This is a genomic window from Actinomadura litoris, assembly GCF_009733595.1.
Lineage (GTDB): Bacteria > Actinomycetota > Actinomycetes > Streptosporangiales > Streptosporangiaceae > Spirillospora > Spirillospora litoris.
In genome coordinates this window covers 202,985-223,348 of sequence record NZ_WOFH01000013.1, presented here as the reverse complement: position 1 = coordinate 223,348, position 20,364 = coordinate 202,985, and the positions used below count along the sequence as shown (strand labels likewise).

At 71.7% G+C, this 20,364-nt stretch carries 19 protein-coding genes and 1 pseudogene; 11 read left to right on the top strand and 9 right to left on the bottom strand.

The annotated features are described in order from the left end of the window. Positions 1–6 precede the first annotated feature (6 nt). From GNZ18_RS32030 to GNZ18_RS32020, 3 genes are all read left to right on the top strand, one after another. The gene (locus tag GNZ18_RS32030; protein WP_156220366.1) at positions 7–645 is read left to right on the top strand and encodes a TetR-like C-terminal domain-containing protein; all 639 of its coding nucleotides are present in this window, start codon (positions 7–9) and stop codon (positions 643–645) included. A gap of 86 nt (positions 646–731) precedes the next feature. Then, positions 732–1,211 carry a MarR family winged helix-turn-helix transcriptional regulator gene (locus tag GNZ18_RS32025; RefSeq protein WP_156220365.1) on the top strand — a complete coding sequence of 160 codons (480 nt, stop codon included), beginning with the start codon at positions 732–734 and terminating at the stop codon, positions 1,209–1,211. Positions 1,212–1,431: 220 nt separating this feature from the next. Then, positions 1,432–2,325, top strand: coding sequence for an NmrA family NAD(P)-binding protein (locus GNZ18_RS32020; protein ID WP_156220364.1), 894 nt, complete (start codon positions 1,432–1,434; stop codon positions 2,323–2,325). Between the two features lie 183 nt (positions 2,326–2,508). Here GNZ18_RS32020 and GNZ18_RS42700 read toward each other — a convergent pair. After that, positions 2,509–2,691: pseudogene (locus GNZ18_RS42700) on the bottom strand (NAD(P)-binding domain-containing protein); the annotation flags it as partial. A 51-nt stretch (positions 2,692–2,742) separates the two neighbouring features. Between GNZ18_RS42700 and GNZ18_RS42695 the strand changes: the two are divergent. Next, positions 2,743–3,387, top strand: coding sequence for an MmyB family transcriptional regulator (locus GNZ18_RS42695; protein WP_312874875.1), 645 nt, complete (start codon positions 2,743–2,745; stop codon positions 3,385–3,387). Here GNZ18_RS42695 and GNZ18_RS32010 read toward each other — a convergent pair. After that, positions 3,377–4,825 (bottom strand): MFS transporter, encoded by a 1,449-nt coding sequence (locus GNZ18_RS32010; RefSeq protein WP_214615771.1) that lies wholly within the window; start codon positions 4,823–4,825, stop codon positions 3,377–3,379. The two genes, GNZ18_RS42695 and GNZ18_RS32010, sit on opposite strands and share 11 nt — an antisense overlap. A gap of 113 nt (positions 4,826–4,938) precedes the next feature. On the opposite strand from GNZ18_RS32010, the gene GNZ18_RS32005 reads away from it, so the two are divergent. Next, positions 4,939–5,265 carry an ArsR/SmtB family transcription factor gene (locus GNZ18_RS32005; RefSeq protein ID WP_156220362.1) on the top strand — a complete coding sequence of 109 codons (327 nt, stop codon included), beginning with the start codon at positions 4,939–4,941 and terminating at the stop codon, positions 5,263–5,265. A 1-nt stretch (position 5,266) separates the two neighbouring features. Here GNZ18_RS32005 and GNZ18_RS32000 read toward each other — a convergent pair whose 3' ends face one another. Continuing rightward, positions 5,267–6,064 carry an endonuclease/exonuclease/phosphatase family protein gene (locus GNZ18_RS32000; RefSeq protein ID WP_312874870.1) on the bottom strand — a complete coding sequence of 266 codons (798 nt, stop codon included), beginning with the start codon at positions 6,062–6,064 and terminating at the stop codon, positions 5,267–5,269. A 120-nt stretch (positions 6,065–6,184) separates the two neighbouring features. After that, complete coding sequence (locus GNZ18_RS31995) at positions 6,185–7,024, bottom strand: helix-turn-helix transcriptional regulator (RefSeq protein ID WP_156220361.1); 840 nt, start codon at positions 7,022–7,024, stop codon at positions 6,185–6,187. 103 nt (positions 7,025–7,127) lie between these two features. On the opposite strand from GNZ18_RS31995, the gene GNZ18_RS31990 reads away from it, so the two are divergent. Continuing rightward, positions 7,128–8,483 carry an MFS transporter gene (locus tag GNZ18_RS31990; RefSeq protein WP_216651505.1) on the top strand — a complete coding sequence of 452 codons (1,356 nt, stop codon included), beginning with the start codon at positions 7,128–7,130 and terminating at the stop codon, positions 8,481–8,483. On the opposite strand, the gene GNZ18_RS31985 is transcribed toward GNZ18_RS31990, so the two are convergent. Next, on the bottom strand, positions 8,459–10,195 hold the full coding sequence (locus GNZ18_RS31985; RefSeq protein WP_156220360.1) for a DEDDh family exonuclease: 1,737 nt from the start codon (positions 10,193–10,195) through the stop codon (positions 8,459–8,461). The genes GNZ18_RS31990 and GNZ18_RS31985 overlap by 25 nt on opposite strands. 137 nt (positions 10,196–10,332) lie before the next feature. After that, positions 10,333–11,091, bottom strand: coding sequence for a methyltransferase domain-containing protein (locus GNZ18_RS31980; protein ID WP_156220359.1), 759 nt, complete (start codon positions 11,089–11,091; stop codon positions 10,333–10,335). Between the two features lie 74 nt (positions 11,092–11,165). Between GNZ18_RS31980 and GNZ18_RS31975 the strand changes: the two genes are divergently transcribed. Further along, positions 11,166–11,672 (top strand): winged helix-turn-helix transcriptional regulator, encoded by a 507-nt coding sequence (locus tag GNZ18_RS31975; protein WP_214615776.1) that lies wholly within the window; start codon positions 11,166–11,168, stop codon positions 11,670–11,672. Positions 11,673–11,720: 48 nt separating this feature from the next. Here GNZ18_RS31975 and GNZ18_RS31970 read toward each other — a convergent pair whose 3' ends face one another. From GNZ18_RS31970 to GNZ18_RS31960, 3 genes are all read right to left on the bottom strand, one after another. Continuing rightward, positions 11,721–12,725 carry a hypothetical protein gene (locus tag GNZ18_RS31970; RefSeq protein ID WP_156220358.1) on the bottom strand — a complete coding sequence of 335 codons (1,005 nt, stop codon included), beginning with the start codon at positions 12,723–12,725 and terminating at the stop codon, positions 11,721–11,723. A gap of 67 nt (positions 12,726–12,792) precedes the next feature. Continuing rightward, on the bottom strand, positions 12,793–13,503 hold the full coding sequence (locus GNZ18_RS31965) for an LmbU family transcriptional regulator (protein ID WP_246250799.1): 711 nt from the start codon (positions 13,501–13,503) through the stop codon (positions 12,793–12,795). A gap of 478 nt (positions 13,504–13,981) precedes the next feature. Further along, the gene (locus GNZ18_RS31960; RefSeq protein ID WP_156220357.1) at positions 13,982–15,706 is read right to left on the bottom strand and encodes a glycosyltransferase family protein; all 1,725 of its coding nucleotides are present in this window, start codon (positions 15,704–15,706) and stop codon (positions 13,982–13,984) included. A gap of 1,099 nt (positions 15,707–16,805) precedes the next feature. Here GNZ18_RS31960 and GNZ18_RS31955 point away from each other — a divergent pair. From GNZ18_RS31955 to GNZ18_RS31940, 4 genes are all read left to right on the top strand, one after another. Then, the gene (locus tag GNZ18_RS31955; protein WP_156220356.1) at positions 16,806–17,378 is read left to right on the top strand and encodes a TlpA family protein disulfide reductase; all 573 of its coding nucleotides are present in this window, start codon (positions 16,806–16,808) and stop codon (positions 17,376–17,378) included. A 6-nt stretch (positions 17,379–17,384) separates the two neighbouring features. After that, on the top strand, positions 17,385–19,253 hold the full coding sequence (locus tag GNZ18_RS31950; protein ID WP_156220355.1) for an ABC transporter ATP-binding protein: 1,869 nt from the start codon (positions 17,385–17,387) through the stop codon (positions 19,251–19,253). A 71-nt stretch (positions 19,254–19,324) separates the two neighbouring features. Then, complete coding sequence (locus GNZ18_RS43355; RefSeq protein ID WP_173390947.1) at positions 19,325–19,825, top strand: S26 family signal peptidase; 501 nt, start codon at positions 19,325–19,327, stop codon at positions 19,823–19,825. Between the two features lie 5 nt (positions 19,826–19,830). Beyond that, positions 19,831–20,358, top strand: a complete 528-nt coding sequence (locus GNZ18_RS31940) for a MauE/DoxX family redox-associated membrane protein (protein WP_173390946.1) — start codon at positions 19,831–19,833, stop codon at positions 20,356–20,358. The last annotated feature ends 6 nt before the right edge of the window (positions 20,359–20,364 follow it).

The following is a 20,364-nucleotide window of genomic DNA, read 5'->3' as shown; positions in this document are numbered from 1 at the left end:
GCCCACATGGGCAAGCCGACAAGCCGCTCCTCCGGGCCGTCCGCCTCTCCGGCCGGCGGGCGGCCCCGCGACACCCGCATCGACGACGCGGTCCGGGAGGCGGTCGTCGAGATCCTCAACGAGGTCGGCTACAGCGGCCTGACGATGGAGGGGGCGGCGGCGCGCGCCGGAACCACGAAGCCCGCCATCCGCCGCCGCTGGCGGTCCCGGCGGCACCTCGTGATCGACGCCCTGGCCACCACCATCGGCACCGCGCCCACGCCCGACACCGGCTGCACCCACTGCGACCTCATCGCGGGGATCGGCACGCTCAGCGCGGCCTTCACCACCACCCTCGGCCGCCGCGCGCTCCCCGCGCTCGTCGCCGACCTCGCGGGCGACCCCGCGCTCGAACGGCACTTCTTCGAGCTGTTCTTCCATCCGCGCCGGGCGACCACCGCCGCCGCGCTCCGCCGCGGCGTCGACCGGGGCGACCTGCGGCCCGACATCGACATCGACCTCCTCCTGGACATGCTCGCCTCGACGACCTACTACCGGGTGCTCTTCGGGCACCTGCCGGTCACGCCCGAACTCGCCGGGGACGTCGTGGGCGTGATCCTCTCCGGCGTCGCCACCGAGCGGTGGCGCGGCTGCCACCCGAGCTGAACGATGCGCGGCGCGCGCTTGCCGGGGACGGGGCCGCGGCATATGGTTGGTTGAGTAAAACCAACTAATGAGGGGCCGGGCGCGAGATGGACGATGCCCCCGGCCGGGAGGACCGGCCGGGTCAGCGGGAGGCCGCCGACCGTGTGGCGGCGGCGCTGGCCACGGTCGGCAACTGGATGTTCGCCCCGGCCACCCGGCGGCGGATCATGGCGTCCTCCGGGCTGGAGATGTCGCTGGGGGACTACACCCTGCTCGCCCAGGTCTCCCTGCACGGGCCGGTGCGGCTGTCGGTGCTGGCCGGGCTGATGGAGGTGGACAAGTCCACGCTCTCTCCCCCGGCCAAGCGGCTGGAGTCGCGCGGGTTCATCGAGCGGCACCCCGACCCGGCGGACGCCAGGGCGCAGCTGGTGAGCGTCACGCGGGAGGGCAGGCTCGCCATCCGCGAACTCTGGAAGGCGCGCGCGGACGCCGTCGCCGCGCTGCTGTCCGGCTGGGAGTCCTCCGACGTCGAGCACCTGGCGGAGGGCCTCGGCGCCTTCGCCGAGGCCATCAAGAAGAACTCCTAGCGGATCCCTGATCGTGCGCTGATCGTGCGCTGACCGCCGTCGCCACGATCCGCGTCCCCGCGCGGTGCCCTGCCTCCGACGGGCCGTCCGAGCGCGCCCTTTCCGAAGAGGTCACGTGCGTTCTGTTCGTGCTGCCCGAATTCGGGCCGGACGGCTGGGCGCCCCTCATCCCCTGAACGCCTGGACACGGGTTCCAGGCGACATCGCTAAGGAGAACAACATGTCATCGAAGGTCTTTGTGGCCGGAGCGACCGGGTTGCTCGGCGGACGGATCGTCGACGCCCTCCTCGACCGGGGCGCGTCCGTCAGGGCCCTGGTGCGGCCGGGCGAGGACGCCGCGAAGAAGGCGGCGATCGAGGCGCTCCAGGCCCGCGGGCTTGAGGTGGTCGCGGGCGACATCACCGATCCGCCGGCGCGGCTCGCCGAGGCGGTCGGCGACGCCGCGACGGTGATCTCGGCCGTCCAGGGCGGCCCCGACGTGATCGTGGACGGGCAGGCCAACCTCGTGCATGCCGCCGAGAAGGCCGGTGCCGCCCGCTTCATCCCGTCCGACTTCGCCGTCGATGTGACCAAGCTGGCGGACGGCGACAACTTCATGATCGATTGGCGCCGCGCGGCCGCCGCCCGCTTCCGCGGGGCCGACCTGGACGTGGTGTCGGTGCTGAATGGAGCGTTCTACGAGGTCATGGTCGGTTTCATGGGGATCGTGGACTGGGAGGGGGGCACCTTGTCGCACTGGGGTGACCCCGACCAGCCGCTCGACCTGACCTCGGTCTCCGACACGGCCGCCTACACCGCCGCCGTCGCGCTCGACCCGGGCGCCACGGGCACGCTCCGGTTCGCCGGTGAGGTCATTTCGTTCCGGCGGTTCCACGAGGCGGTCCAGCGCGGTTCCGGCCGGCGGCTGGAGCTGCGCGACCTGGGCACCGCCGACGAGCTGCGCGCCGAGATCGAGCGCCGGGCCGGGCTCACCGAGAACCCGTTCGACTATGTGGCGCTCCAGTACCAGTGGTGCATGGTGAGCGGGAAGGGCAAGTTCGACACCCTCGACAACGCCAGGTACCCGCAGATCACGCCCGTGTCGGTGGCCGACTTCGTGCGCGCCTCGTCCTGAACCGGGGCCGCCTGGTGAAGGGCGCCTCAGTCCGCGAGGCCGTCGCTGGGGAGCCGGGCCGCGCCCCCCGGTCGGCCCGCCCCCGTCCAGCTCGGGCGGGCGGCCGTCCCGCTCGGGGTGGTCGTTCGCGGTGTCCAGCACCGTCCTGCCCGCCAGGGCCTCGGCGGGGAGCCGGTCGAAGGCCAGGAGGGGGACGGCGGCCACGACCAGGTCGGCGGCCCGCGCCGCCTCCGCCGGGGTGGCGGCGCGGTCGCCCGCGCCCAGGTCGGCGACGAGGCCGGCGAGGGTCTCGGGGCCGCGCGGGTCGCTGAGGACGACCTCCAGCCCGGCCGCGAGGGCCAGGCGGCCCACGGCGGAACCGGTCATCCCGCCGCCGATGAGTCCGAGTGTCTGGGGCATGGTCCATGCCTGTTCATCGTGGATCGCTTGTCCGCCAGCGTGGGGCGGTGGCGGCCGTCCAACCAGGTCCGTGGCGTGCGCGGGATCGCGCGCCGCCCCCGGCCCTGCGCCGTGGCCGAGGACGGCCCGGAACTCCCCCGGGGCCTGCGCTACCTGCTGCGGTCGTTCGAGACGGCACCCGCCCTGGCGATCGGGCGGCACACCCGGATCGTCGGCTGGAACCGGCTCGCCGCGGCGGTGTCCGGCGGCTTCGCCGCGCTGCCGGAGGGCCGCCGCACGCTCACGCACCTCCTGTTCGCCGAGCCCCATCAGCGCGAACCGCACCGCGACGGCTGGGAGCGGACGGCGCGCGAGCAAGCGGCGCACCTGCGCGTCCTGCTCGGACGGTTCCGCGAAGACCCCGCCCTCACCGCGCACGTCGACGACATGCGCGAGCTGAGCCCCGACTTCGCCCGGCTCTGGGCGGAGCACCCGGTGGCCCAGGTCCGGTCCCGCTCGTACCGGCTGCACCACCCGGTCGTGGGCCGCCTCACCCTGCACGGCCGTCGGCCTGGACCTGTTCGCCGCCGAGCCGGGCTCGCCGTCCGAGAAGGCCCTGCGCGAACTCGCGAACCTGTAGTCCGACGGCACGGGCTCCCACCCCGGACCGGGATCAGCCCGTGAGCAACCGGCCGGAGTCGGTGCTCTCGGCCGCGGGCGGGGCGGACGCGGCCGAGCGCGGCAGGACGAGGCTGACCAGCAGCCCGACGACCATCCCCGCCGCCGTCAGCAGCACCACGATGAGTTCGCCGTGGGCGGTGGCCGTGCGCAGGGCCTCGCCGGTCCTGCCCCCGGTGCCGATGTCGGCGAGCGCGGTGAACACGGCCAGGCCGATGGCGTTGCCGATGTTCAGGGCGGTGGAGTTGACGCCGTTGGCGACGCCCTGCTCGTGGGCGGCGGTGCCGGTGGCGGCGGCGATCCACATCGCCGTCCAGACGACGCCCTGGCCGACGCCGGAGACGATGAGGCCGGGCACCAGCAGGCCGTATCCGGCGTCCGCGCCGAAGCCGGCCGCCATGCCCGCCGTCCCGGCGGCCCCGACCGTGAAGCCGGTCAGCAGGGTCGCGCGCAGGCCGATCCGGGTGGTCAGCCGCTCGCCGAGCTGCGTGCCGGTCGCGATCGCCAGCGAGGGGACCAGGAAGGCGAGCCCGGTCTCCAGGGCGCTGTAGCCGTGCACGCTCTGCATGAGCACGGTCAGGAAGTAGGGCAGCACACCGAAGGTCGCCATGTAGATGAACGTGACGCTCAGGCCGATGGTCAGGTTCCGGTTGCGGAACAGCCGGAACGGCATGAGCGGATCGGCGCTGCGCCGCTCGATGGCCGCGAACGCCGCCAGCAGCGCGGCGGCCAGCACGAACGCGCCGACCACCAGCGGGTTCGCCCAGCCCTCCTCCGGCCCCTCCACCAGCGCGAACACCAGCAGCGTCGCGCCCGTGGTGGCGGTCAGCGAGCCGGGCAGGTCGAAGCGCCGCCGCGGTCCGCCCGACGGGTCGCGCGGGATCACCGCCAGCGCGGCCAGCGCCACGAGGACGGCCAGCGGCACGTTGACGTAGAAGACGGCGGGCCAGCCGAAGTTCTCGGTGAGCACGCCGCCGAGCAGCGCCCCGATGGTCAGGCCGCTGGCGCCCGCGCCGCCCCAGACCGCGAGCGCCCGGTTGCGCTGCGGTCCCTCCTCGAACAACGTGTTGATCAGCGACAGCGTGGAGGGCAGCAGCAGCGCGCCGCCGATCCCCTGCACCGCGCGCGCCGCGATGATCGTGGCGGGGGACGGCGCCAGGCCGCCGGCCAGCGAGGAGACGGCGTACAGGGCCAGGGCGAGCACGAACATGCGGCGGCGGCCGAGCAGGTCGGCGGCGCGGCCGCCGAGCAGCAGGAACCCGCCGGCGAACACGACGTAGGCGCTCACCACCAGCTGCTGGGTCTGGCCGGGGAAGCCGAGGTCGGCGCCGATCTCGGGGAGGGCGACGAACACGATGTTGAGGTCGAGCGCGTAGATCAGTTGGGCGAGCGCCAGCAGTGCCAGGGTCCAGCCCAGCCTCGGCCGTCTCGTTGCAGCGGACATGCCAGGGACATCCTTCGAGGTCATCGAGCGACAGAACGATCGTACGAATACTTACGTACAATCGTACGGAGGTGCAAGGGGCAATTGTTCGACTGTCGCGCTACGGTGGGACCATGAGGTACCGCCACCCGGACCGTGACCAGATCCGCATCGACGGGGTGCTGACCGCGCTCGGCCATCCGGTGCGGCTGGCCGCCGTCCGCCTGCTGGACGGCGGCGACGAGCGCAACTGCGGCAGCGTGCTCACCGAGCTCGGCATCGCGGCCAAATCCACCATGACCCACCACTGGCGCGTGCTCCGCGACAGCGGGGTGATCATCCAGGAGCCGTCCGGCCGGGAGAACCTGCTGACGCTGCGCCGCGACGACCTGGACGCCCGCTACCCGGGACTGCTGGACGCCATCCTCGCCGGTGCCCGCACCGATGAGGCCGCCACCTGACCTAGAGGTCGAGCAGCAGGGCGCGGTGGTCGGACACCTCCGGCGCGGCCGCGATCTCGAACCGCTCCACCCCGGCGGGGTCGGAGACCAGCACGTAACCGGCGTGCCGGAGCGGCTTGGGGTAGCGCGAGGTCCTGGTGTCGGCGCCGCCGACGAGGTCCGTCAACCCGAGGTCGGCGAGGATCTGGAAGGTCTCGCTGTCCGGGAGCAGGTTGAAGTCGCCGCACACGACGGTCATGTCACCGTCCCCGCGCGCTCCCCTGACGAGGTCCGCGAGCCGTTCGGCCTGCGCGCGCCGGGCCGGGGTGTCGGCCTTGCCGCGCGGGTCGCGCAGCCCGTGGAGGTTGACGACGGTGACGAACCGCTCGGCCCGCCGGTCGCGCACGCGCACGGCCAGCGCGGCGCGCGGCCGCCCGTCGTTCGGCCACTCGTCGCGGTGCTCGGTGTAGTCGCCGTGCACGAACGCCGACCGCATGCCGACCACCGGCAGGGACGCGCCGACGAAGGTGGCCACCCCGAAGTCCTGCCGGTGCCGCCGCCCCTCGTGATCCTGAACCGGCCCCGCGTCGCTCACCGCGAACAGCCCCTGGTGGCGCGGCAGCCGGGCGCGGACATCGGCCAGGAGGTCCGCCCGCTGGGGCAGCGACCGGTCGGCGTCGTCGAAACGCGTCCACCCGCCCAGCGCGGGTGTGCGGGTGACCTCCTGGAGGCACAGGACGTCGGCGCCGCACGTGTCGAGCCAGGGCGCGAGCGCGTCGAACATCGCGCCGCCCCAGGCGTTGAGGGAGATGATCCGCACGTGGACCAAATCTAGATCCGCAACTCGGACCAGGCCAAACGCTTTCCCGTCCGCGCTCGACCTCAAGGCGGGTCGGGGGCGGTGCCCGGCGGAAGCGGCGCGGCGGCGGTGCCGCTGCTCTCACAGGGCGCAGAGCAGGCGGAGGGCCGACTCGGATGCCGAGTCGGGCTCGGCGGCGAAGACGGCCAGGCGCTGGTCGGGCTGTTCCTGGAGGCGGAACACCTCTTCCGCGAGTTTCATCTCACCCACCAGCGGATGCCAGAAGGTCACCTCGACCGAGTGGCAGTCGCGGACCGGATGGCGCGCCCACAGGGCGGCGAACTCCTCGTTCTTCACGGCCAGCTCGCCGACCAGCTCCGTCAGCGCCGGGTCGTCGGGCCACTGCCCGGCGGCCTTGCGCAGGTAGGCCACGGTGTCGCGGGCCTTGGCCGGCCAGTCGGCGTACAGGTCGCGTGTGTGCGGTTCCAGGAACACCAGCCGCGCCATGTTGGGGCGGTCGGAGGGGCGGTCCGGAGCGTCCAGGGGGAGGTGGGGGGCCAGCAACGCGTGGGCGGGACGGTTCCAGGCCAGGATGTCGGCGGCCCTGCCCAGGATGAGCGCGGGGTTGAGGTCCATCGAGCGCAGCACGGCGAGCGTGGCGGGACGCACGCGCTCGGGCCGCGAGCGCCGGGCGCCCTTGCGCGGCGGCCTGGCCAGGCCGCGCAGGTGGGCCCGCTCCTCCTCGTCCAGCCGGAGGGCGCGCCCGATCGCGTCGAGCACCGCGTCCGAGGCGTTGGCGCTCTGCCCCTGCTCCAGCCGGGTGTAGTAGGCGACGCTCACCCCGGCGAGCTGGGCGAGCTCCTCCCGCCGCAACCCCGGGACGCGGCGCCGCGACCCGTAGGGGTCCAAGCCGACGTCCTCGGGGGTGAGCCGGTCGCGGCGCACGCGAAGGAACCGCCCCAATTCCGTACTCGCAGCCATACAGGCATCATGCCCGTCGCGTGCGCGGCGAGCCTGACCCTGCCAGGCGTAGGAAAACGGGGTGACTGGGTAAGCGCCGGGCCCGCCGGCACGCTCGCAAGCCATGACCACGCGCATCGACGCCCCGGCCGCCCGCATGGGCCCGCGCCAGAAGGCGGTGCTGGCGCTCCTGCTCGGCACCCAGTTCATGCTGGCCGCCGACTTCTCGATCTTCAACGTCGCCCTGCCCGCCGTGGGCCGGGGCGTGGGCCTCGGCCTCGACACGTTGCAGTGGGTGGCCACCGCCTACGCCCTGCCCGCCGCCGGGTTCACGCTGCTGTTCGGGCGGGTCGCCGACCTCGCGGGCCGCCGCCGGATGCTGGTGATCGGGCTCGGCCTGCTGACCGCCGCCTCCGTCTTCGGCGGGACGGCCCACACGCCCGCCGCGCTGCTGTCGGCCCGCGCCGTCCAGGGGCTGTCCACCGCGATCGCCGCGCCCGCCGCGCTGTCGCTGATCACCACCGCGTTCCCCGAGGGGCCGCTGCGTGCGCGGGCGCTCGGGCTCAACGGCGCGGTCACGGCGGCCGGGTTCACCTGCGGCGCCCTGCTCGGCGGGCTGCTGACCGGGTTCTGGAGCTGGCGCTGGGCGTTCCTGGTCAACGTCCCGGTGGCGCTGGTCATCCTCGTCGCGGTCCTCCGGCTGGTGCCGGAGGGACGCGGCCGCACGTCACGGCTCGACCTGCCCGGCGCGATCACCGTCACGCTCGGGCTGCTGGCGCTGGTGTGGGGCGTCACGACCGGGGGCCTCGCGCGCTGGGCGCTGGTACCCGCCGCCGTCCTGCTGGCCGCGTTCTGGATCGTGGAACTGCGCAGCCCCGATCCGCTCGCGCCCGTGCACATCCTGCGGCGGCGGACGGTCGGCCTGGGCGTCCTCGGCGGCCTGACCACGGTCAGCATGGCCACCGGCGCGACCTTCCTGATGACCGTCCACCTCCAGGACACGCTCGGCCTCGACGCCGCGTCCACCGGCCTCGCCTTCGGCGCCGCCGGGCTCCTCGCGCTGGCCGGAGGCGCGGTCGCGCCCCGCCTCATCGGCCCGATGGACGCCTCCGGCGTCCTGGCGCTGGGGCTGGCCCTCCAGGGGCTGTCCGCCGCCGGGCTGCTCGCCGCCGGAAACGCCTGGTGGGTCGTGGCGGCGCTGGCGGCCTGCTACTTCGGCAACATGGTGGCCGTCGTGGCGTATGTCGTCACCGTCACATCCGGCCTACCCGACCACGAGCAAGGACTGGCCACCGGGTTGAGCGCGATGGCGCAGCAGGTCGGCATGACGATCGGCATCCCGCTGCTCAGCAGCATCGCCACCACACCGGAGGGCGTCCACCCGGCCATCGCCGTGAACGCGGCGGTGACTCTGGTCGCGGCCATCCTGATCCGGCTGCTGAGCCGGGTGCGGCCTCAGTCGTCGATGTCGACGCCGTAGCCGCGCGCCACCTCGTCCAGGCCGTGGTCGTAGCCCTGGCCCATCGCGCGCAGGCGCCAGGACGGGCCGCGCCGGTAGACCTCGGCCAGCAGCATCGTGCGCTCGGTGGTTCCGGCGTCGAGGGTGGCGCGTGCCAGCGGGGCCTCGCTGCTGCCGGGCGCGACCGTGATCTCCACGGCGCCGACCGTGCCGAACGTCGCGGTGCCGTCGATGGCGGCCGCGATGACGACCCGCTCGACGGCCGGGGGGAGGTGCGCGGTGTCGATGGTGATCGACTGCTCGGCGGGGCCGTCCGCGGAGAGCGTGATGGGCCCGCCGGGGGCCTCGGGCGCGCCGTAGAAGACGAAGTCCTCGTCCCGGGCGACCTGCCCGTCGCCGTCCAGGGCGAAGGCGACGAGGTCGATGTCGCAGGTCACCTGGTGCGCCCACGCCGCGCCGACGGTCCAGGTCCGCGCGGTGGCCGGCAGGTCGGTGGCGCCGCCGCGCGGCAGGACGAGGATCGCGGCCTCCTCGGGTGTCGCCGCCGTCGTCTCAGGGTCCCGCAGCCAGCCTTCGTCATGGACGGGCAGCCCGAGGTCGTGGATCCGGGGCGTGCGCCGGTCGCGGTCCGCGCCCGGGAGCATGACGACGTCGGTGACGCTGCTGGAGAGGTTGACGGCGGCCGAGCCTCCGAGTTCGGTGACCCGGTTCCGTATCGACGCGGCCCGCGGATGCGAGCCGCCCAGGACCAGGACGCGCCGCCCGGTCAGGGCCTTGGCGGGACGCGCGGAAGGCGCGGCTCGTTTCGGGGCGGCGGCTGGAGGCGGTGACCCGAGTTCGTGCGGGACGCCGGGCCGGACGTCCCGCAGCAGCCGCATGAACGTGGACTCGTCGATGACCGGGACGCCCTCGGCGGCGGCGCGCCGACCTTTGGCGCTGGAGGTCCTCGGGTCATTGGTGACCAGCGCGCTCGTATGGCGGCTGACCATCGACATCATGTTCAGCCCCGCCGCCGCGGCCTTGGCCGCCAACTCGGCGCGGGGCGTCCGGGTGTCGCCGGTGATCGCCACCTTCATGCCCTGGACGAGCGGCCCGCCGGCGGTGAGGCGCCCGGGGTTGCGGTAGTCACAGGGGACCTTGGGCAGCCGGGCCGGATACCCGCCGCCGGACAGGCCCCGGCGCGGCGGGCAGGACACCAGCGGCAGGCTGAGCCCGAGCCGGGCGGCGGCGGTCAGCGAGCCGCGCAGCACCCCGGCGAGCACGCGGGTGTCGTCGGCCGCGTCGTGCGCCCTGCGCTGGACGATGCCGTAGTGAGCGGCCAGTGTCCCCAGTCGCATATTCGGTGTGGGAGGGGACAGCCGGCGGTTCAGGGCAAGCGTGCACAATCGTTTCTCGACCGGCAGCCGCAGCCCGGCGCGGACGAACTCCTGCGCCAGGAAGTCGTAGTCGAAGCGCGCGTTGTGGGCGACCATCACGCGGCCCGAGAGAAGGGCGGCGATCCGGGCCGCGATCTGCTCGAAGCGGGGCGAGCCCGCCAGCCGTTCCGGGGTCAGCCCGTGGATGTGGACCGGCCCTGGATCGCAGCCGGGATTCAGCAGGGACGAGAACTCCCCGGTCACCTCCCCGTCGGAGTCGACCGTCAGCAGGGCGACGGCCAGCACGCGGTGCTCGGCGGGCCGGAACCCGGAGGTCTCCACGTCGACCAAGGCCCAGTCGGAGGGATAACCCAGCATGGCGGCGCGCGTTCCATCCGTCCTATTCGGCGTATGTGAGCACCACATCGTAATTGTGTGGTTCGCGACGCGCCCAGCCCATTGAGTTGCCTCATCCGGCCATTGTCCTCCCGCAGGAGGATCAGTTCGCCCTTCTTCTAGTGTTTTGTACGGGCATGCCCGAGATAGGTGACCAGAGGCTTGCCCTCGGGTTCGAGGATGAAGCTCGTCATTTCCTTCACCGCCCGGTCGTCGATCTTTCCGCTGCGGCGCGCGACGGTGGCTTTGACCAGGTCGAGGACGTTCGTGGGCTTGAAGGAGCAGACGTCCTCGTTCTTCAGCCCATGGGCGGCCAGCGCGGAGGCGACCTCGGCGGGGGTGCGCAGGCGCGCGGCGGTGTAGCGGCCGCGCGGCATGATCCGGGTCTGCGGCAGCGCCTGGAAGGCCCCGAGGTAGATCAGCCGGGAGAGCGGCGTCCGGTTGACGGTGTCGTAGAACAGCACGCCGCCCGGCCGCAGCAGCCTGGCCGCGTGCGCGACGACCCGGTCGAGGTCGTCGGTGATCTCGAAGGTGTCGGCGTAGAAGAGGACGTCGAAGGACGCGTCGGCCAGCCCCGGATCCTCGGCGCGGGCGGTCATGTATTGCACGGACCCGGTGTCGGCCTCCTGGGCCATCGCGGTCGCCTCACGGGACGGGTCCAGCGCGACGACGCCCAGGCCGAGGCGGGCGAGCCCCTGGGCGAGGAGACCGCGTCCGCTGCCGATGACCAGCGCGGTGCGTCCGGAGCAGGGGATGTCGAGGCGGTTCAGGACGGAGGTCACGTACTCCATCCGCACGTCCTGGAAGGTGAGGGCCCGGATGTGGCGGCCGTCGATGGCTCCGGCCGCGCGCGAGTCGAGTTCGATGGCGGGTCCCATGGACACTCCTCCGAGTCAGTTTCCTTAGGACACTCATCTTAGTCTCCCCAGGGAACCCGACGTAGGCTGGGGGGGTGACAAGGACCCCGCTCGCCGACGTCGCCTGCTCGATCGCGCGCGCCACCGACCTGTTCGCGGACGCGTGGACGGCGCTCATCATGCGGGACGTCGTGCTCGGCGTGACCCGCTTCGACGACCTCGCCCGCGACCTCGGCATCTCGCGCAAGATCCTGGCCGCCCGGCTGTCGCGCCTGGTGGAGGAGGGCGTGCTGGTCCGCGAGCGCTACCAGGACCATCCGCCGCGCGAGCACTACCTGGCGACCGAGAAGGGCGAGGAGCTGTATCCCGTCCTGCTCGCGCTGATGCGCTGGGGCGACCGCTGGTACGGGGAGTCGGGGCCGCCCGTGCGCGTCCACCATCTGGAATGCGGACACGACACCCAGGCCATCACCGCCTGCGCCCACTGCGGCAGCGAACTCACCGTCGACAACACCACCCAGCTGCCGGGCCCCGGCGGGCGCATCGGCCCCGGCACCCAGGTGATCGGCCCGCTGCTCGCCGCGCGCCGGACCTCGTCCTGACGATCACCCGCGCCCGGCGAGGGCGGCGGCCGCCGCGCGTGGAGCCGGTCAGCCGAGGACGGCGAACCGGGCCTCCGCTTCCGCGGACGGCAGCTCCCGCAGCGTGACCTGTGCCTTCAGGGCCTCGTGCAGGACCGGGTACATATTGGTGGGCGACCACTGGGCGTTGACGGAGCGTTCTTCCAGGAAAAGGGTCGGGACGCCGTTGATGACCGGGACGTCGGAGAACGCGGCCGAACCGGGGAAGAACATCGCCGGGACCGGGACGCCGTCCTTCGCCCCCGGATACTGGAAGCCGAAGCGCTGGTGGTCGACCAGGTTCTGGGCGGCCCGGCGCTCGTCCTCGGTCAGGCCGTCGTTCGCGGCGTAGCGCACGGCGGCGGGATCGGTGGGTTCCGCCGCGAGATAGCCGGGACCGGCGTGCCTGAGCAGGGCGTCCTGCGCCAGCGCGAAGAAGTGGTACATCACGTTCCGCACGCCGGTCAGGCCGAGGAGGAACGCACGGCGGTTGCGCGGGTCGGCCAGCAGGATCTCCTGGCCGTCCAGAAGGGCGAGCACCTCCCGGACGTAGTAGAGCGTCTCGTACCGCCCCTCCAATTCGGCCACCAGGGCGACGACATCGGAATCGGCGCGCAGGCGCTTTCTGGCCTCTTCGTCGCGGCTGAGCGTCGTCATCGCCGCGAGCAGGACGAACGGCAGCGTGTGGTGGGCCCGGACGAGGTCGGGCGAACGCTCGAAGACCTCGTCCTCGGCCGCCTTCTCCGCCGTGAGCTCGCGGGCCCGCAGCAGTTCGCGCCTCATGACGGGGAGGACGACCTCGGCCGCCGCGGGCGCCGAACCGCCGCGCTCGACCATCACCCCGCACAGGAAGGCGGCCATCCCGGCGCGGAAGACGTCCCCGCTCTCCGCCGGCCCCGCGAGGTCCGCGATCGCGGCATCGGGGCCGGTCACCCGCTGGAAGAACTCCTGGATCTCCGGACGGGCGAACAGCTCCGTCCCGGCCCGGCACTCCCGCAGGTCGCTGGCCTGGGAGACAAAACCCGCAATTGACATCCGATCACTATAGAGCGGGCGGAGAGTTCGCCGGACGGCGAAGAATAATCTCTTCTCGCCGGCGGATTCAGGCGGGATGCGCGGCCTCTTGCCGGCTCGCGTCCCCGCCGTGCGCCGATCCGGCGATGTCGAGCGCGGAGGCCGCCGCGTCATCGAGCACGAGGATTATCCACTCCGCCAGGGAGGAATTCGCCCGGCCCGCCGCGCGCGACCATGCCGCTTCTTTGTCCGGCGGGATGTCGATGTCCACCCTGACGGACGACTGGTCCGCGTTCACGCGGCCGAGTTCCCCGAGCCTGCGCAGTTCGGCCCGCAGGCGGTTGCGCGACCAGCGGTGCCGTTCGGCACGGTCCAGCCAGAGCTCCTGCTGCTCGACGGGCAGCCGGGCCACCTCGGCATGGTGCTGCATGCTGAGCTTGTCCCGGCGCCGCGCCATCGGGAATCGCCGCGCTATCCAGGCGTAGTTCCGCAGCGTCTGGTAATCGAGCCGGGTCTCCTCGACGGCCCGCCGGTACCGGTCGGCGTAGTAGGACGTTCCGTAGGCGAGCCAGTCTCCGAGCCACCAGTTCGAGGAATCGGAGATGAGGGCGATCTGGCCGCCGATGCGCTGCCAGGTCTCGAAGGGGAGTTCCGGTGGCAGCTCAAGGCCGGTGCGCCGCGGTTTGGCCGCCCGGTCGAGCATCAGAGAGCCGTTGGCGGGCGTCATGCCGGCGTGGGCACGCGGCGCCTGGGCCCGCGCCGCCTGGGCCCGCGCCGCCGCGGGAGCGGCTTTCCGCATCACACCGTTCGCCGGTTCCGATACCGTCACCTCGGCCCTCCGTCCCCCGTGATGTGGCAGGCGATCTGAATCCAAGCGTTCACCAGTGACGCGGCATGCGGTTCAAGAAGGCGTGGTGACCGCCTCGACGTGCAATACATGCAAAGCGAAATGCCTTTTCGTCGCACACTCCCCGTTCCGGTCGCCATAAGTGATTCCATGGCGGGCCTGTGTATAGGGATAACCCACCATGATCAGCATTGTCAAGGGCTCGCAGGGGATTCTCGGCATCGCTGCTCGTGGATCGCGATCGACTTTCGCCCGGCACTTCGTGATCTTTAGTGGTGCGGCGACGATAGGGCGGATCGTTGTTTTAACCGGACCGCCCCCGAAAAGCGTTGTCCGAAAAGCCCGATCGGGTGGCCGCCCGGAGGCCGTCCTTCACCGTCGTGTCTCGCCGGCGGGACGAATGGCGGTACTCCGCCCGGCGCCACCGGTGTCATGAACGGGCCCAGGCGACCCAGCCCTGGGCGACCCCGTCCGCGTAGGACGACCTCGTGTCCACGATCCGGAAGCCCGGCGGGGCATCGGGCCAGGTGGCGGCGGGGGCGGTCGACGCGCGCCAGCGGAGGACCACGAGGTCGGCCTGGCCGGGCGGAGGTGTGGAGGCCGCGTTGAAGTCGATCACCTTCGTCCACCACACCTGGTAGAGGAGCGGCACGCGCAGCCCCCAGGTCACGCCCTGGTCGATGGCCACGGCGCGGTACGTCCCCGCGTCGCCGAGCCGCCCGATGCCGGCGACGTCCGCGGCGTCCCGGGCGGGCGGCCGGGCGATCCTGTAGCTGGACGTGGTCAGGACGGCCAGGTTCAGCGCGGCGAGCAGCACGACCGCCAGCGGAGCACCGGCTCGGTGGACGCGGCTCGACCAGCCCCGCGATCGGCCCAGCCACTTCCGCGAGAGCATCCCCGCTCCTCGGACGAGGAAGAGCACGGCACCGAACAGTCCGAGCGCGACCACGGTGGCGCGCCACAGATGGAACCGTTCCCAGTCACCGGTCAGCAGGTTCATCTCCAGGAAGTCGAAGGCTATGTACTTGCTGGTGTGCAACCGGTCGCCGGCATAGTCCAGGACCGTCCAGCCCAGGGCGAGGGCGAGCCCGAGAGCGATGACCGCCCCCTGGACGAGTTCCGTGCGACGTGCCCGTACCAGAGCCGCCAGTCCGGTGAGGAAGAGAACGGGGAGCAGGCAGGCCAGGTAGCGGCCGGTGACGAAGTTGCCCGCCCGCTGCTCGTCGGGGAGGGCCGCCGAGGTGGCGACGGCGACGCCGGCGACCGCCGCCAGAACGGCCAGCGCGGACCACCGCAGCGGAAACGGCGTGCCGCGCCGTACGGCGACCGCGATCAGAGCCGTGAGGCCGAGACCGGCGATCCCGGCCGTCGCGACGATCTGGTACCAGAGCTGCCCGGCGGTGAGGGCGAGCGTCCAGCGGTGCCCCTCGGCGTGGGTGAGCCGCCAGACCAGGTTGTCTTCGAGGTTGTTGTCCCCGAGCGGGTACATCTGCGGCATGAGCCAGTCGTTGAGGCGGGCGGCCCCGTAGACACCCGCCGCCAGGACGGCGGCGGCAGCGGCGGACGACCGCCGGCCCGCTCGCCCGCGGAACAGCATGACCAGGACCGTGCACGCCTGCACCACCAGGAGCACGGTGCCGCGCGAGTGAACCGCGCAGGCATAGGCGGCGACCAGGCTCGCTCCCGCCGCGTACACCATTCTCTCGTCGCGTATCCAGCGGTAAAGCAGCAGGATCCAGCCGAGAAAGACGACCGGTAGAACGGCATCCGTCAGTACATAGAGGCCGTAGAACGAGGCGCCGGGGAGCAGGGCGGTTACGTGTGCGGCCGCGTATGACCAGCGTTTTGTCAGTCGCAGGTCCAGCGCGGCGCGAAAGGCGAGCGGCAGGAGGGCCGCACCGACCAGCGCGTTGACGACCATGCAGAGCCGGTAGACCGTCTCCGGATCGTGGCTGAGCCAGTACGCCGGAGCCAGCAGCAGCGGGTAACCGCCGTGATATACCGTGCTGTATGACAGATCGGCGTTCGGGCCGCCCGAGAGTATCCGCGCGGCGATCAGATAGCCGGTCTCGTCGGGATTGGCGGTCGGAGACGTCTGCTCGGCCGCGAGCCAGAGCCGCAGACCGGCCTGCGCCGACCAGCCGAGAACGAGCATCAAGACCATGCGGCCCCGGGGGCCGAGTGCACCGATCCGCCGGCTCCCTCGTAACGGGCGAGCCATTGATTCCCCGGAACCGGGAGCTGGCCTGAGCGCACCTCGCCGTTTCCGGGGAGTGGTGACTCGGTCGGTATTCATCGACGAACAGTTTGCCACCTGTTAGATCCCGGCTCGCCCGGTAAGACCGGAAATAGGGGTGGACAGGGCCCCTGAGCTGGGAAGGCGGAGTTTTGTCGTGATCCGCATCCCGGCTATGCGGGTCGCCCTCTCCGGCGGCGATAAGTGGATCGGGTGCGATCCAACCCCAGTACTCACCTGGTTTCGGTTGGGCCGTATATCCGCCTGACCGGCTCGCTTCCGGCGCTGGTCAGGGCCGATGGGCCCTGTGCCGCTCCGGGTGAGCGGCCCGATGCGAATGCGTTGCTATTCCCCCCGCCATGCCGCCCATACGCGGCCGAACGGGCGACGTCCGTGCCGTCCGCGGAGCACCTCGGGAACCGGCCCCGCTTCACCGCGACATAACGGTGAGAAGCGAAACGTGGGGCTTTCGACCGGTGGACGGAAAAGTTCCCGGCCCTCGATGTCAGTGTCAGGGCTGAGCCGAAGCGTCCATTTGATCTGCGGAGATGAATCGGTTAAGAGGCACGGTTTCGAGCGGCTACTGCGCCGGGTGCCCGACCCGTCACTTTTCGCGACTTGCCAGCCAGGGAAACGGTCGTCAGGATTTGGCCTCGTCAGCCACGAGGACTTCTTGAAAGGAGGGTGGTCGGGATGAAGATTCTTCAAGGGGCAGGCAATGCGCTGGTCGGCCTATTGGTGCCCCAGATCAACGCGAACGCCAGTGCCAGGCGGAGCTGCGTCTGGTACTCGGACTGCTGGCAGTGCGGTCACAAGCCGTGCGCCTACGTCTGCAACAGCAACGGCTGTAGCGCGTTCTGCAACAAAACCTGCTAATTGCTGACTCGCCACCGCGGCCCCAGGGCCGCGGCTGGATGACGAAGCTCCGGGCCTTCCGCGTCGACCGGGCATTCCCCGGCCGGCGCGGAAGGTCGGCCGGCGGTTTCGCACAGCCCATTGAGATAGGAGGACGGTAGCCATGACGTCCGTGCTGATGGGGACGACCCTCGTGCTGGGCACCCTCGTGATACTCAATCTGGTGATCAGCGTAGGTGTCATCCAGCGCCTCCGAGTTCACACCGAGCTCCTCGCCCATCTCCGGGGCGAGTCGCCGACCCTCCGCCCAGGCCAGTCGATCGGCCCGTTCGAGACCGTCTCGACCAGGGGCGATGTCATCTCCGACGAGATGATCAAGTCGGAGTCCGTCATCGGGTTCTTCTCGCCGGGCTGCGGGCCCTGCAAGGAGAGGCTGCCGGACTTCCTGGAGTTCTCGCACGAGATGAGAGGCGTGCAGCAGCACAGCATCGCCGTGGTCGTCGGGGCCGAGGACGAGGCCGCCGACCTCCTCTCCACCATCGGCGATGGCAGCACGGTCGTCCTCGAAGAAGGCGGCGGCCCCTTCACGAACGCGTGCCAGGTGAAAGCCTTTCCGACGTTCCTGATGGTCGACCGCGACGCGGAAGGCGCGCTCCAGGTGCGGGCGAGCGGAATCGACCTCACCGAGATCCGCGAGCTCAGCGGGGCCCGCGAGCGCATCTCCAGCCCAAGGTGAACGACCTTGCCGGGCACGGACGGGGAGAAGAACGCCTTGGAGCGGGGTAGGCGGCCAGGCCGGACGCTCGCCACGTCCCTTACCGCGGTCCGTGCCGTCATCGCCCTGGCGGCACGGGCCGCGCCCTGGCAGACGGCCGGTTGCGTCCTCGCGTCGCTGGTGAGCGGGATCATCCCGGTCGCGACGGCCTGGCTGACCAAGCTCCTGCTCGATCGCCTGGTCGGGCACGCGCCGATGTCGTCGATCGTGGCCCTGGCGGCGTCGCTCGGCGCCGTCGGGGCCGCGACCCTGGTGCTGCCCCGGCTCATCCGGTTCCTCACCGCCGAGGTGGAGCGCGAGGCCGGCCTGCTGGCGCGGGAGCGCCTCTACACGGCGGTCGGCGACCTGCCGGGCCTCAGCAGGTTCGAGGACCCCGACTTCCTCGACAGGCTCCGGCTGGCGCAGAACGCCTGCGGAACCGGCCCGGGACAGGTGTTGAACGGCCTGCTCGGCGGCATGCGGAGCCTGGTCACCGTCGTCGGGTTCGCGGGCGCGCTCGTGTCCCTCACCCCGCTGCTCGCGCCGCTGCTGCTGCTCAGCGGGATCCTGACCCTCGTCATGGAGCTGTCGCTCGCACGCAGGCGGACGGCGATGATGCTGCGCATCGGGCCCATGGAACGCCGGGAGATCTTCTACAGCGACCTGCTCTCGACGGTGGAGGCGGCGAAGGAGATCAGGCTCTTCAACATCGGGGGGCTCCTGAGGGAGCGGATGCTGCGCGAGCGCCGGCATGCCAATTCCGCCAGACGGGCGGTGGATCTCAGGGAGCTGACCGGGCACGGCGCCCTCGGGCTGGTCGCGGCGGCGCTGGCGGCCGCCGGGACCCTCTGGGCCGCCTACCAGGTGCACGAGGGCCTCATGACCGTCGGCGGGGTCGTCGTCTTCGTCACGGCGATCGGCAACACCCAGTCGACGCTGGGAAGCCTCGCCGAGCAGGTGGCGCATTCCCAGGAGGCCGTGCTCCTCTTCGAGCACTACCGGACGATCACCGCGACCGGCTCCGATCTCCCGGTCGCCGACGACCCGAGGCCCGCCGCCGGCCTTTCCGGCGGCATCGAGTTCCAGGACGTGTGGTTCCGCTACTCCGACGACCACCCCTGGGTCCTGAAGGGCGTGGACCTCCGCATCCCGGCCGGAAGCTCGATGGCGCTGGTGGGTCTCAACGGCGCCGGGAAGTCGACGCTCGTGAAGCTGCTGTGCCGCTTCTACGATCCCGGAAAGGGCCGGATCCTCTGGGACGGCGTGGACATCAGAGACATCGACCTGGAAAGCCTGCGGAAGAGGATCAGCACCGTCTTCCAGGATTACATGCAGTACGACATGACCGTCGCCGAGAACATCGGCCTCGGCGACATCAGCGCCATGGACGACCCGCGGCGCGTGCGGAAGGCGGCGGAACGGGCGGGCGTCGACCGGGCGGTCGAGGAACTGCCGCACGGTTATCAGACTTTGCTCTCCCGCCTTTTCTTCATGGAGTCCGAGAAGGAGAGCGCGGAGCACGGCGTGATCCTGTCGGGCGGGCAGTGGCAGCGGTTGGCCCTGGCCCGCGCCGTCTTCCGGGACGGCCCCGACCTGGTGATCCTCGACGAACCCTCATCGGGGCTGGACGCCGAGGCGGAGCACGAGATCCACCGTTCCCTGCGCCGGTACCGCCGGGGCCGGACCAGCCTGCTGATCTCCCACCGGCTCGGTGCCGTCCGGGACGCGGACACGATCGTCGTCCTGGCCGGAGGCAAGGCCATCGAAGAGGGCTCGCACGAGGAACTGATCGCGGCCGACGGCGAATACGCGCGGCTGTTCAACCTGCAAGCCACCTCCTACCGGGGCGACGCATGACGGAACCGCGCGTGATCAAGCGCCGGAGAACCCGTGCGGCACGCGTCTCCGTGGGAACGGCGCCGGGGCTGGTGCTCGGAATCGGAGCCCTGCTCGCCGGGGCGGACCCGATCACGGCCCTCGGGGTCTTCGCGGTCGCCTGCGGCGGCGCCGCGGCGGCCTCCGCGCTCCTGGCGCGGCGGTTCGTGCAGGTGACGGTGCGGGGCCCGAGCATGCTGCCGACCTACGAGGACGGCGACCGGCTGCTGGTGAGGCGGACGCACGCCGTCAGGTCCGGCGATGTCGTGGTGATCGACCAGCCGAGGTTCGAGGTGAGCCGGAAAGGGCCGGGGGACCACGTCCCCGAATGGAAGAACGGCCACGGCTGGATGATCAAACGGGCGGTCGCCGTTCCGGGCGAACGGATACCGCGCGCAGAGATCCCGGAACTGGAGGCGCTCCCTGGCGACCGCGTGCCCGAGGGCATGCTCGTCGTCCTCGGCGACAACAGGGAGGAGAGCTTCGACTCGCGGCACCTCGGCTTCGTGTCGCTGGAGAAGGTCCTGGGGGTACCTATGGGACGACGGAAGTGAGAGGCATGGACTACATCCAGATCTTCTGCCAGGCGGTCATAGCCGTCGTCTTCGCTTTCTCGGCGTGGTCGAAGCTGCGCGGTGGAAAGGAGATCGCCGCCTTCTCCGATTCGCTGCGTCCGCACCTGGGAACCGCCTCGTCGCGCACCCGCATGGCGGCGGCGGTGTGCGTCGCCGTCTCGGAAGCCCTGGCGGCGGTGCTGACCGTCATCCCGGTGACCGCCCTGGCGGGGCTGCTGCTCGCGACCGCGCTGATGCTGCTGTTCACCGCCTTCGTGACCAGGGCCGTGCTGACGGGGACGAAGGCGACCTGCCGCTGCTTCGGCGCGTCCGAGAAGCGCATCGGCTGGCCCCATGTCGCCAGGAACACCACGTTGACGGTCATCGCGGCGAGCGGCTCGCTCGCGGCGGGAAGCCCCGGCGGCGACATCGCGCTCGCGGGCTGGATCGTCTCCACGGTCATGGGCATAACGATCGCCGTCATCTTGGTGACCCTCGACGACATCGTGCAGCTTTTCGCGATGGACCTGTGATTCCGC

Excerpts from the sequence above, each read along its gene's own strand:
- GNZ18_RS32030 (WP_156220366.1), top strand. The coding sequence starts at position 7 with ATGGGCAAGCCGACAAGCCGCTCCTCCGGGCCGTCCGCCTCTCCGGCC.
- GNZ18_RS32025 (WP_156220365.1), top strand. The coding sequence starts at position 732 with ATGGACGATGCCCCCGGCCGGGAGGACCGGCCGGGTCAGCGGGAGGCC.
- GNZ18_RS32020 (WP_156220364.1), top strand. The coding sequence starts at position 1,432 with ATGTCATCGAAGGTCTTTGTGGCCGGAGCGACCGGGTTGCTCGGCGGA.
- GNZ18_RS32010 (WP_214615771.1), bottom strand. The coding sequence starts at position 4,825 with ATGTCCGCTGCAACGAGACGGCCGAGGCTGGGCTGGACCCTGGCACTG.
- GNZ18_RS32005 (WP_156220362.1), top strand. The coding sequence starts at position 4,939 with ATGAGGTACCGCCACCCGGACCGTGACCAGATCCGCATCGACGGGGTG.
- GNZ18_RS31995 (WP_156220361.1), bottom strand. The coding sequence starts at position 7,024 with ATGGCTGCGAGTACGGAATTGGGGCGGTTCCTTCGCGTGCGCCGCGAC.
- GNZ18_RS31990 (WP_216651505.1), top strand. The coding sequence starts at position 7,128 with ATGACCACGCGCATCGACGCCCCGGCCGCCCGCATGGGCCCGCGCCAG.
- GNZ18_RS31985 (WP_156220360.1), bottom strand. The coding sequence starts at position 10,195 with ATGCTGGGTTATCCCTCCGACTGGGCCTTGGTCGACGTGGAGACCTCC.
- GNZ18_RS31980 (WP_156220359.1), bottom strand. The coding sequence starts at position 11,091 with ATGGGACCCGCCATCGAACTCGACTCGCGCGCGGCCGGAGCCATCGAC.
- GNZ18_RS31970 (WP_156220358.1), bottom strand. The coding sequence starts at position 12,725 with ATGTCAATTGCGGGTTTTGTCTCCCAGGCCAGCGACCTGCGGGAGTGC.
- GNZ18_RS31965 (WP_246250799.1), bottom strand. The coding sequence starts at position 13,503 with ATGCGGAAAGCCGCTCCCGCGGCGGCGCGGGCCCAGGCGGCGCGGGCC.
- GNZ18_RS31960 (WP_156220357.1), bottom strand. The coding sequence starts at position 15,706 with ATGCTCGTTCTCGGCTGGTCGGCGCAGGCCGGTCTGCGGCTCTGGCTC.
- GNZ18_RS31955 (WP_156220356.1), top strand. The coding sequence starts at position 16,806 with ATGACGTCCGTGCTGATGGGGACGACCCTCGTGCTGGGCACCCTCGTG.
- GNZ18_RS31940 (WP_173390946.1), top strand. The coding sequence starts at position 19,831 with ATGGACTACATCCAGATCTTCTGCCAGGCGGTCATAGCCGTCGTCTTC.